The organism is Ruegeria sp. HKCCD6647-2, from assembly GCF_057221075.1.
In genome coordinates, this window is sequence record NZ_JBWVBD010000019.1 from 1 (window position 1) to 11,300 (window position 11,300).

At 52.9% G+C, this 11,300-nt stretch carries 8 protein-coding genes and 2 pseudogenes; 5 read left to right on the plus strand and 5 right to left on the minus strand.

The window, feature by feature from the left end; translation table 11 throughout:
• Nucleotides 1-55 precede the first annotated feature (55 nt).
• Nucleotides 56-340, minus strand: a pseudogene (locus AC2TDJ_RS21030) (IS6 family transposase); the annotation flags it as partial.
• Nucleotides 341-720: 380 nt separating this feature from the next.
• Here AC2TDJ_RS21030 and AC2TDJ_RS21035 point away from each other — a divergent pair.
• From AC2TDJ_RS21035 to AC2TDJ_RS21045, 3 genes are read left to right on the plus strand one after another with little or no spacing between them, the layout of a single operon-like run.
• Nucleotides 721-1,545 carry a class I SAM-dependent methyltransferase gene (locus tag AC2TDJ_RS21035; RefSeq protein ID WP_480844637.1) on the plus strand — a complete coding sequence of 275 codons (825 nt, stop codon included), beginning with the start codon at nucleotides 721-723 and terminating at the stop codon, nucleotides 1,543-1,545.
• Nucleotides 1,546-1,599: 54 nt separating this feature from the next.
• Complete coding sequence (locus AC2TDJ_RS21040; protein WP_480844638.1) at nucleotides 1,600-1,980, plus strand: group I truncated hemoglobin; 381 nt, start codon at nucleotides 1,600-1,602, stop codon at nucleotides 1,978-1,980.
• Nucleotides 1,970-3,013: an adenylate/guanylate cyclase domain-containing protein gene (locus tag AC2TDJ_RS21045; protein WP_480844639.1), complete on the plus strand. Its 1,044-nt coding sequence runs from the start codon at nucleotides 1,970-1,972 to the stop codon at nucleotides 3,011-3,013. The genes AC2TDJ_RS21040 and AC2TDJ_RS21045 overlap by 11 nt, the downstream gene beginning before the upstream one ends.
• A gap of 24 nt (nucleotides 3,014-3,037) precedes the next feature.
• Here AC2TDJ_RS21045 and AC2TDJ_RS21050 read toward each other — a convergent pair whose 3' ends face one another.
• The 3 genes from AC2TDJ_RS21050 to AC2TDJ_RS21060 form a co-directional block, all read right to left on the minus strand.
• Nucleotides 3,038-4,537, minus strand: coding sequence for a winged helix-turn-helix domain-containing tetratricopeptide repeat protein (locus AC2TDJ_RS21050; protein ID WP_480844640.1), 1,500 nt, complete (start codon nucleotides 4,535-4,537; stop codon nucleotides 3,038-3,040).
• A 381-nt stretch (nucleotides 4,538-4,918) separates the two neighbouring features.
• Entirely contained in the window at nucleotides 4,919-5,812 is an 894-nt protein-coding gene (locus tag AC2TDJ_RS21055; RefSeq protein ID WP_480844641.1) for an ATP-grasp domain-containing protein, read from the minus strand.
• Nucleotides 5,813-6,198: 386 nt separating this feature from the next.
• Nucleotides 6,199-7,191, minus strand: a complete 993-nt coding sequence (locus AC2TDJ_RS21060; RefSeq protein WP_480844642.1) for a hypothetical protein — start codon at nucleotides 7,189-7,191, stop codon at nucleotides 6,199-6,201.
• Between the two features lie 564 nt (nucleotides 7,192-7,755).
• On the opposite strand from AC2TDJ_RS21060, the gene AC2TDJ_RS21065 reads away from it, so the two are divergent.
• A complete protein-coding gene (locus AC2TDJ_RS21065; RefSeq protein WP_480844643.1) occupies nucleotides 7,756-8,229 on the plus strand; it encodes a hypothetical protein in 474 nt (157 codons plus the stop codon).
• Between the two features lie 190 nt (nucleotides 8,230-8,419).
• Here the strand turns inward: AC2TDJ_RS21065 and AC2TDJ_RS21070 are convergent, their stop codons facing one another.
• Entirely contained in the window at nucleotides 8,420-10,138 is a 1,719-nt protein-coding gene (locus AC2TDJ_RS21070; RefSeq protein WP_480844644.1) for an adenylate/guanylate cyclase domain-containing protein, read from the minus strand.
• 323 nt (nucleotides 10,139-10,461) lie between these two features.
• On the opposite strand from AC2TDJ_RS21070, the pseudogene AC2TDJ_RS21075 reads away from it, so the two are divergent.
• Nucleotides 10,462-11,300 (plus strand): annotated as a pseudogene (locus tag AC2TDJ_RS21075) (transposase); the annotation flags it as partial.

Genomic DNA, 11,300 nt, shown 5'->3' on the forward strand with positions numbered 1-11,300 from the left:
AAACCCTCTCTTATCAAATCGACTCAAACTGCCCCATTGGTGCTGACGTCAGACAGTCGACAGCGCGGTACAAGTAGACCCATTCGCCTTTGACGCGCACGTAGGTTTCGTCCATTCGCCAGGATCGATCGCAGCAACGCTTCTTACGACGCGCCCGGTCGGCGACCAGAGGTGCGTATTTGACGATCCAACGGTTCAGCGTCGCGTGATCAACCGAAACGCGTCGCTCAGCCAGAATTTCTTCCAGATCCCGGTAGGACACTGAATAACGAAGATAGAAAAACACTGCGTGTAGTATCACGTCCCTAGGGAAATGAGCGCCTTTGAATGAAATTGTCACTGTCTACCTCGATCAAAATCCGAGACGCCATTAACACGAAGACCTCCTAGCCAAAAGTTTGCGACAAAGCCCGGTGATAGCGCAGCAACGGAGCTTGTTCATCCTCAAACCGTTTGAGCACGCGGCCCACTCCAGACATTGAACACTCAATCCGTATATTGCAGCCGCACCCGCATACTGGACATTTGTCAGCGGCAATCGTCGAACTTAACTTGACAGGGCGCCACGTACGTCGAGGAGCCCACCGATCTCAATCGAAACAACTAGAAATCGACAAACCTGCAGAAAACATCAGACATTCTACAGGTCTTCTACAAGTTTCAAATCCCGACTATTGGCAAGAGTTGTTCCATTGAATGCGAAATCAATGGAGACAGACAATGAATACAGCCGCCTCACTTGCCACCGCACCAGATCTGGCCGCGGTTAAATCAAAGCAACACGCTACATGGTCGTCAGGTGATTACGCCGCCGTAGGCACGACCTTACAAATCGTTGGTGAAACCCTTGCAGAAGCGATGGATTTGCGACCCGACGCCCGCGTTCTGGACGTTGCCGCCGGAAATGGCAATGCAACCCTGGCTGCAGCACGGAGACACTGCGATGTCGTTTCTACGGACTATGTTGCAAGCTTGTTGCGCGCTGGTGCCGCCCGCGCCGAAGCCGAGCATCTAGCAGTTGCTTTTCGAGAAGCCGATGCAGAAGATCTGCCTTTTGAAACGGCGTCTTTTGATCATGTCACATCTACATTCGGCGTCATGTTTACGGCCAATCAACAGGCGGGTGCCGATGAAATGCTGCGCGTCTGCCGCAGCGGAGGCACCATCGGTCTTGCTAACTGGACGCCGGAAAGCTTCATAGGCGAAGTGTTTCGGACCATCGGACGGCATGTGCCACCGGTTGCGGGCGTTCGTTCTCCGTTGGAATGGGGAACCGAGTCGCGGTTGCAAGAGCTCTTTGGGGCCCAAGCTCAAAAGATCAAAATCACGAAACGCCATTTCACCTTCCGTGAACGTTCACCGCAACATTGGGTGGAACGGTGGCGTGATATTTACGGCCCAATGCACAAAGCATTTGACGCCGTCGGCGAGCGTGCACCGCAACTCGCAGCGGACCTGATCGCAGTTGCGCGGAATTACTCGACCGATACTCAAGCTATGATTGTTCCGGCGGAATACGCCGAGATCATCATTCATCGAGCCTGAAAAACCAACAGCCCGGCGGGATTTCGCCGGGCAGTCATTCTCAGGAGACATTCCATGCTAGGGCGTACCGAACACCAAAGATCACTCCCGCTTTTTGACAAATATGGCGGCATGCGTGCTTTGCATTCGGTGATCATCAATTTCTACGATCGCATGCTGGACAGCGATATTGTGGGCCCTTTCTTCGACGATGTCGACATGGCCAAACTGATTGATCACCAGATGAAGTTCTTCGCGTCGATATTGGGAGGACCCGCAAAATACACAGATCAACGACTGGTGAGTGCACATCTTCACATGACCATAACAAACGTTCAATTCGATGAAGTTATCGCGCTTTTGAGCGAGACGCTGACCGAAGCGGGCTTTGCTCCAGACGATCTTTCCAAAACACTGCGCGCTGTTGAAGCGCGCCGTTCGCTGATTGTTAGGTAATTCCATGCAAATCCAAGAAATTAGTGCAAGGCTACTTGGTTCCATAAATGTTGGAATCTGCATCGTTGACGCTGACACCGGCGTCATCGTTTCGCTGAACCAAACGTTTGAGACATGGTTCAGTGACGCGGCACTGGGTCAAGTTTTGAATTTGGATACGTCATTCACATTGAAAGACCTGCCAGACAGGGAGCCGGCGGAGGTTCGCACGAAGGTCAAACATCGTACTTTGGTCGTTGAACTCAGTGCCCATGAAGCAGAACACGAGGGCAACACGTTGATTGTCATCGAAGGTCATAACATCTCGCGCCTGCGCGAGACCGAAGCCATGATCGACAGCTATGCGGCCATGGTTGACAAGCGCACCCGCCAGTTGGAGCGAGAAAACAGGCGGGTCGAAAAACTGCTTTTGAACATGATGCCAAAATCGGTTTATGAGGAGTTCATGACATTCGGATGTGTCACGCCACGGTTGTTCGAGCCGGTGACGGTCATCATGCTAGACTTTGTGGGTTTTACTAAGATGGCCGCAGCGGGCGACCCTAACGTAACCGTTTCTGAACTAAACTCTATTTTCACCGCATTCGATCAGATTGGCGAACTTTACGGCAGCGAGCGTATAAAAACCATCGGAGACTGCTACATGGCAGTGACTGGATTACCGCATTCCACGCCAGATCACGCGCTTTCGGCCACGCGGGTTGCAGCTAAAATGATACGCTTTCTGGAGAGACGCAATCAAACGCACCCGCACACATGGCGTGCTCGCATCGGCATCGCCAGCGGCTCTGTCGTAGGCTCAGTGGTCGGTGTTCAGAAATACGTCTATGATGTCTTTGGCCCTGCCGTGAACATGGCCGCGCGTTTGCAAGCTCAATCAAACCCCATGGAGATCACGATATGCGACTCAATACGCGACGAACTGATCGACGATTTCAAGCTCAGTGAGGCCGAGACAGTTTCTTTGCGTGGATTTGGCGATACGCAAATTGCGCGCCTGAAACACTACCAACCAAACAGAAAGGTCGCTTGAGCCATAGGTGCGGGATCTGAGTTTTCAAAAACCTGCCTTGCGAAATGAACTGAGCATGCGATCACGGTATGCCTGATCTTTCACGACACTTGCTGCTACAAGCTTTTCGGCAGTGGCATCCGGCCTCACGCTACGGACTTTTTCAGCCATGGCCTGCATCCTGTCGGTCAGACCAAGTTCGGCAGCACAGGCCAAGATCAGGCGTGGCGCCCAAGTGGAGCCAGGCGCCTCAATATAGCCCTGCTCAAGCAGCGGTAGAGCATCTTCATATTCACCCAATCCGTATCGAGCTGCGCCGATGCCAAAATAGTAGCTAAATCGCATCGGGTCATGCGGGCTCAGGCGCAAAGCTCTTTCGTAGTTTGCCAACGCTTCGTTCATGTTGCCCGCAAAGGTTTCCACTGCTCCCAACATGGCCCACGCCCAGGCCAGGCTGGGATCCAGCTCCAGAGCCGTCTCGAGATGATGGCGCGCTGCCACATGTTGCCCTGCAGCCACCTCGGCGGTCGCTACGAAAGTCAGAACCAAAGCATCGCGTGGGGCAAGGTCGAGCGCGCTTTTGCCATGTACCATCGCCTCTGCAAGCGCAGCTGGGCCGTCCGGAGCCCAATCGGACATCGCCTGTTGCCCAAGGCACCATGCCAGCATGGCACGGGATAAGGCATGTTCGGGGTCTGACACCAATGCACGTCGCAAATGTACCACGGCCTGCCGATTGTCATCCGCGTCCATCCGCATGCAAAGCGGTGTTGCACGCAGGAGTTCATGATATGCATCCGTCAAGTCAGCCTCAGCCAAGGCGCGTTGCACTTCAACCATCATGATATTCGGGACGAGGCGGCCCAGAATGGCCGCAACAACAAGATCTTGCGCCTCAAAAGGATCTTCAAGCTGCCCTTCAAAACGATCTGCCCAGACCTCCGCTTGCCGCCCGGCATGCAACAAAGACGCGTTTAGGCGAAATGCACTACCTGCAAACCGCAACTTGAGCCCAAGCACGTACCGGACGCCCAATTCCTCGGCTGCTTGCTTTGCTTCGTCCTTACCAGAATACCGCGCAACATAAATCGTTCCCACCCGACCAATGGCTGCGCTAATATCGTCCTCTAACCCTTCACCAAAGGCCCTTTGAGCATCTGTTGGATGCACCATTTTGGTTGCCATGATGGCAATGGAGGGTTGCGACAAAACTGCTGCAGAGCCGGTCTTGTCATGCGTTTCCTCGACCGCGCCAACAAATTGGAAACCGTGTCCGTGCACAGTTCGTACTAAGACTTGCCGCGCGCCATTATCTCCAATTGCAGCCCTTACCGCTTTGACCCGACTGCTAAGAGCAGCATCCGAAACGATCCGGTCTTTCCAGATAACCGAAAAAATCTCGTCTTTCGAGACAACGCGTTCGCGATTTTCGATAAGATGCCGAAGCAGCGCAAACACTTGCGGCTCGGTAGCAACGGGAACGTCTTCCCGTGTCAATTGCAGCCGGCTTGCGTCCAGAACGTATTGATCGAATGCATATTTCACAGTGTAATTCTGCGTGAATTCAGTTTTTTCGTAAAGCGTGAACGCTTTTTTAGGCACCCATGCGCTGCGGTTTCAATGACCATGCATATCACTTCAGCAGTGGCCCAGCCGTGGCAAATGTCTTTAACTTGAGCTACGGGTTGAACAGCCCAAAGCTGCCGTTGCCAGGCATTGGGCTATGCCGCGGGCGGCCCGTCATTCCGGACCTTGGCGCCACTGCGCAGCGTTACAACGATGAGAATGGGCAAGTCGCAGGTCCAAGCCGCCAGGCCAATTATGCTAATCCATTCCACAGACGCCTCTATTCAGGTCGTTTGCAAACCCAAAACGGCACATCGAGGCCAGCGGGAGCGTCTACACCTTCGCAACCTCAAGTCGTCTTCAGTATGCCTCCAAAGACCGTTTGATGGCCCAAGCAAGTTTTCTTGCAGCTTCAGGTACATCGAATAGATACAATTGTGGCTCGATCAGCTCGACCTCCATGAGGGCAAGTGTCCCATCCTCCATCCTCGCCATATCTATGCGCGTCACGAATGCGGTCACTGGTAGATTCCTCGCAATATGTCTTGCGGTTTCGCGGTCCTCTTTGCTAGGTGATTTTTCTGTTGTAGTCGCGCCGTACATGACCTGAACACGGTAATCTCCCTCCGCTGGCTTTTTGAGTACGCTGTAAAGCAATTCGCCAGCACCAAATATGAATGACCATTCACCTTCACTAATAACCGACGGCAGGAACGGTTGCGCCATGAGCGAGCCTATTCCATCATAACTGGACAACTGTTCCGTCAATTCTGTTGGTGTCTTGAGTGTTCTGACTCCGTATCCTCCTACCCCTACGGTCGGCTTGAGAACCACCTTACCTTCTCCCGAAAACCAGCTCAGCGGAATCTTGGTGTCGGAATCGCGTCTCAGGAAACACGTTGGAACAACTGGCAAACCCAACTTTGCGAGATCTTCGAGATATCGCTTGTCTAAGTTCCAACCCACTGTTTCGACCGGATTTAAGATGCGGGTTCCCAGCTTCTCAATTTGTTTGAGGGTCGCGAAGAATGACCTGGGGCTGTCAATGTAGTCCCACGAGCTTCTGATCACTACTGCCTCGAAGCTGGTCCAATCTACGTCTGGAGCTCTCCAACTTATTCGCTTGGCCGATACGCCAATGCGGGAAAGTTCCGCCATAAGCACGTCATCCTCAGCGAACAGAGAGTCCTCCATCGGGTGACGATCGCCGAGGAACTTCGGAAGCTTATCTGTACTTAGAATTGCGATCTGCATTGTCTGTCCTTTGATCGGGGCAGGATAAAAGGTTCGCGACACAAGGACTGATAAGTCAAATATTGGTTCGTAATGATCCCGCGAAAAGTCTCGCGAACCTTCGATAGTTGCCGTTGGGTTAGGGCAAAAAGATCAGGGTATTGGCAAAGCGTGTCACACAAATAACGTCGGCCCAAACCGGTCCTTCGATTGATGTTCAAGACGCTGCGCTGCGGTGCGTCTTGGCTGTCGTTCGCCGCACTCGCAAAACGAACAGACTGTCGAAGGTCTAAAGCGCGGGACGAAGCTGACCTTAGACAATTCGATCTTGATGTCAGCTCTTAATTTTTTTGCCGCCAAAGTTGGCCGCTGATGTTAAACGGGTTTTGGGTTGTCGCTGCTCCGAATTACTTGCCGCGCATTCTGTCGATCTGTTCATCAATGTACATCTCGACCTGCAAGTGGCTTTCTTCGATGACATCCCGGATATTTTCAGTTTGCGACATGAAGTCTTTGTATTTCTTGAGCGCCTTGTGCGGGTTCTTTTCCAAGCGCAAAGATTGCTCGCGCTTTTGCCATGATGGAATAGGATCACGCCTGTTTTTGAAGGGGTAGTTTGCGCCAATCCAGTTGACAAAATCAAGCACGCTGCCACCGGACCATTTTCCCGTCGCAAACTTCTTACCTTCTTCCTTGAACGCCAACCGCCAAGCTTGGCTTTCAACGATAGCTTCATCACGTGTCATCTGTCTCGGTCCAGCCGTGGCGATCATCCCAACACCAATGTCCTGCTGTTCTATGATTTCGGTCATATGATCTGCCAGTGACGAAACCAGATTGCAGGCTTCGAATGAGATGCCTTCTTGGAGCGTCAGGCAACCACTTTGGTACTCGTCAAATACATGAAAACCTATTGGTTTTGATCCTAGGTGTTTCTGGGCTCGCTCTGGCAACACCATAGAAGGGCTATAGCTCATCGTATTGGTTTTATAGCGGCCAAGAACACCGCAAACCAAATAGAAGTAGAAACGCGCAAGAGCAGGCAGGATGTCCTGATGGTGCAAGCCGATATGGTAGACCTCGTTACGATAGCTATGGCAGATTGTGATACTTTCTGCTTCTTCGGCACTCAGTTTGTTGTGTGATCTGAAAAATGAGACTTTGGCATCAAAATGCCTGCCAAGTGCGGCTCTCAAGTCCGACTCGTCGGCGTAGGTCTTCTCGCGATTCAAGAAGTTAGTTCGCTCACGCTGTTCGTCCTTTGCCATTTGATGTAACACAAGCTCCAGAACATTGTCTGTCAACATGAGCCCAAATCGTGCGTTGTTCGGATCACCCTTTGAAATATGCTCAGCAGCAAGGTCAAGTTGTTCAATCGCATGGGCAAGAAATACCAACACCTAATTTTTCCTTATGCGGCTGATGAAACGCAGCTCGGTATTAAACATCTCAGCTGACAATCAAAAAGCGTTGCGCCAGACGTTATACCTCTATTAGCCAAGCAGACGTTGGTCGACGCAGCATTCGTCAAGGATGGGCTGATTTTGTTGGAAAACTCCCAATTTGCGTAAACTCGAGTCAGAAATTGGCCGGACAAGGCCGACGGGAGTTTTCAGCTGAGGGGTCGGCCAAAATCTGGCACTGTCCACCAGTGGGCCCCGAAACGCCAGTCATCGGTATCAGCAATGAGCTTTTCGGATTTAGTGCCCGTTCGCAGAATATCGGGGCCTCCCAGATTTTCGAGTTTTTCAACAATATCGGCTCGAAGCTGACCCCGGCGCAAATGCGGCATCACAGTGGGGCGGACCGACATTCATCGGTGCGCACGGTCCAGAGCTGCCTTCCATTCCTCTGAAATGTGCTGCGCCGTAAACACGATAGCAGACATTGCCTGCAGTCAAGAAAAACCGCAATTTCACAAGGGTGACCTTGTACACTCCCGCATCAAGTCAATGAGGCATAGGGTGAAGCTTGAAGAATACTATCGGCCTAGGCTGGCTGAAGCAGGATACGATCTCTTGGCCGTATTTAGCCGGTTCGAGTACGCAATGAAGAAAGGCGGATTTCGCCGGGAGGCTTACCCGGACCCCGCTTGGCACACTTTTGCTCAGCGCCTACCGCAAGAATTCTTTCAAAAAATGGTGGGGTCCGACCAAGCGAAAATATACTTCGAGGCACCTCCAGATCACCTCGTCACGACCAACGATGGTGGCGTGGACTGGTCAAGAAACCCTGTTGTACCACACGATACAGCAAGCCTCTTCCAAAGCATCAAAACCGCTCGAAATAACTTGTTTCATGGTGACAAAAAGCACGACAACCACCGCGACACCCAGTTGATGAAAGCTGCGCTCTTCGTGCTGAATGAAGCCTACAAGGAAGCGGAGCGTACAGATGGGTTTGAAGGATTCCTTGGCGCGATGGAGTTTGGACTGTAGTGGCCCATACCGGTCACTCAACCATGGTCTCGAATGCTGCGGACGCAGCCCGCTTAGCGGTCATTCACTGCACTTGCTCAATTTTGGTAATGATCGAGGTCTGAACAGCGGACTTTGCCAAAATGACATTGGGTCCGGTTTGGGTCGCTTCTGTCAATGCGGCTACTGCTGGTCACCTCATGTCCCACAGCTAGAAATCTTCTGTTGGAGCGAGCGCATCCAGTAGGTCGGAGTAGTCTGGTGGCAGGGATGGCTTGAGAAAGAACATTGTCGGTTCTTTTGGCAACGCGTCGGCAACGGCATCGCTTGCGTTGGCAGCGTCTGAATTACCGAGTTTTCTTAGAACGATTGCCTTGAACCGATGGAGCGTCCAAAAGCCGGGCTGAAGTTGGATTGCGGTTTCCAGGGCATTGGCGCAGCCCTGGTAGTCGCCGGAACAATACAGGCAGAACGCAAGATTGACCTGCCGCATTGGTTCGTACGACATCTCTGTCGCCGATCCCTCTGCCTGTTCCAATGTCGCAAGCGCATCGTCGAATTTCGCTTCCGCCATCTCGACCATTGAGAGGATCAATCGACCGAAATAGTAGGTGGGGTTGAGTTTCAGGGCGTGCAGGCAATCGCGCTTTGCACTTTCAACGTCCCGTTTGCCGAACAAAAAGCACATACCCCGAACCGCAAACAGGTAATCGCTCTTAGGCATCGATACCAAGGCGCGGTTGACGTCGTTTTCCAGCTGGTCAGCTGTTTCTTGTCCAATGTCCTGGAATTTCGCGCGAGCGAACAGGATCTCACCCATGGACGACATCCCTTGAACCATCGGATGGTCCGGGCTCAGTTCAAGTGCCCGATCAAAATATTTCCTGGCCTCTATCCACTCTTGGTATTTTCCAGACTGACCGGTACTCGCGACGCGCGCCAAGAGGTCGGATATGCCCATTTCTTCGATTGGCACATGTTTCACGCGCTCAGCGTCAAAATTGTTCAAGTGGTTACGGATATCCGCGTTCACTTGCGTGATTGTCTGGTCAAAGAACGCAAAGATGTCGGCTGTTGCACCCTGATAATTCTGCGAGAACGCAGGCTCGCCGGTTTCAGACATCACCAGAGTTACATTGAGCCGCGCTTGGCCCGCTGCCATTCGCAGTCTGCCGCGAAGATAATATGAGGGGTTAAGCGTCATCGCTGTGAGGGCGTCAACAACCCGGATTCCGGTGCGTTTGGACAGGTTCATCAAGAGCTGATCGCGCAACTCCAGCGCGGCTGCCTTGGTGTCTTCGTCATTCGGGCCGAACTCTATCTTCTCAACAACGATGACGGGTCGCTTGTCCTCTTCTGGTGTGACCTTTTTCTTAGGTGACCAGTAGAAGCCTTCGATCGGGCCGGGAATATTCTTGAGCTCGAGTGATCCCGCGCTTTCAAATTCCGCTGCCAGACTGCCGGTCAGCTGCCGAAAAAGGTCTTGCGAAATCATGATGCCGCCCGGCGGTGCCTCAGCCTCGAGCCGGGCCGCAAGGTTGATTCCGGCACCATAAAATTCGTCTTCATCCTCGGTAATTTCGCCCAAATGGCCGCCGATACGTAGCTTTATCATTGGATGTTTGGCCAGTTCAGTCTGGAGTTCAGTTGCACAGTCCAGAGCCATCGTGATCGACCCGAACGCAAGGATCCAACCGTCGCCCAAACGCTTGAGGATTTCACCCGCGTGTCGATTGCAGATCGGAACCAATTTGGTGTCATTGATCTCTCTGACGGCAGCTATGCCCGTTGCTTCGTCGCGGGCCATCATTCCGGAGTACCCGACAATGTCCGCTACGATGATAACTGCTAAACGACTTCCCATGCTTCGATCTCGCTTAAAATGGCCGGATTTATCACCAACGCATGCGGCAATTATTTGCACAAACACAAGTATGATCCAACAACCGGCGCGACTGACTGGCCGAGCGCGGGGGAAACAAAAAACCGATCGACCGCGTTAAAATGATGGTTCCCGGTCGAAAGAAGTTACTATGAATCCGAAACTGTCTGCTTTGGACTCTCCGCGGCCGCTAGGGCGAATGCAGCATCTCAGCCAAAAGTACCAATACCTCACGCAAGGACGGCCCAAAGCCGCCGTTGACTAGGAACCGTCATCGCTGCATTTTGGCCCGTCTATTTTGTTGAAAAACTCTTCCTTGATCGAGTGCTGAACTGCTGATTCAATTCCTGTAGTGCAGGGGGGGATCAGCCATGATGGGACCGAGGCAGGAAGCGCAATCGTCGCTGTTCTATGAGTTCTCATTGGAGAACCACGTTCCCCAAGGTCACCTGCTGCGGTCGATTGATCGTTTTGTTGATCTGGACAGCATCCGCTCGTACTTTGCAGATTTCTACAGCCACACAGGACGCCCTTCGATCGATCCGGAACTGCTGATCCGGATGCTGCTGGTCGGCTATTGCTTCGGCATCCGCTCTGAGCGACGGCTGTGCGAAGAGGTGCACCTAAACCTCGCCTACCGTTGGTTCTGCCGTCTCGATCTGACCGACCGTATCCCGGATCATTCCACGTTTTCCAAGAACCGACACGGGCGTTTCCGGGAGAGTGAGCTTCTGCGTCATCTGTTCGAAAGGACCGTCGCCCGTTGCATCGCGGAAGGTCTGGTGAGCGGGCAGCGCATGGCGGTCGATGCCAGCCTGATCGAGGCGGATGCCAACAAACAGAATTCAACACCGAAGGAAGATTGGGACGCGACGAGTATCGATCCGGCCGATGCGCCCCGCGCGGTCCGCGCGTATCTCAACACGCTGGATGAGGCTGCTTTCGGGGCTGCGAGCGAGGTCCAGCCCAAATTCACATCCCATTCCAACCCCGCCAGCCAATGGACGGCGGCCCGCAAAGGCCCTGCGTTCTTTTGCTATTCCGACAATTATCTGATCGACACGGATCATGGCGTCATCGTTCCCTCTCATCGTTTGCAGGGCAAACGACTGCCGGGCAAGGGATGTCGAGGCGACGCGATCGATCCGGCAAGCCGAGGTTGGATCAACCAAGACCATGCTGGACCGGGTAGAGGACAAGTTCGATCTGC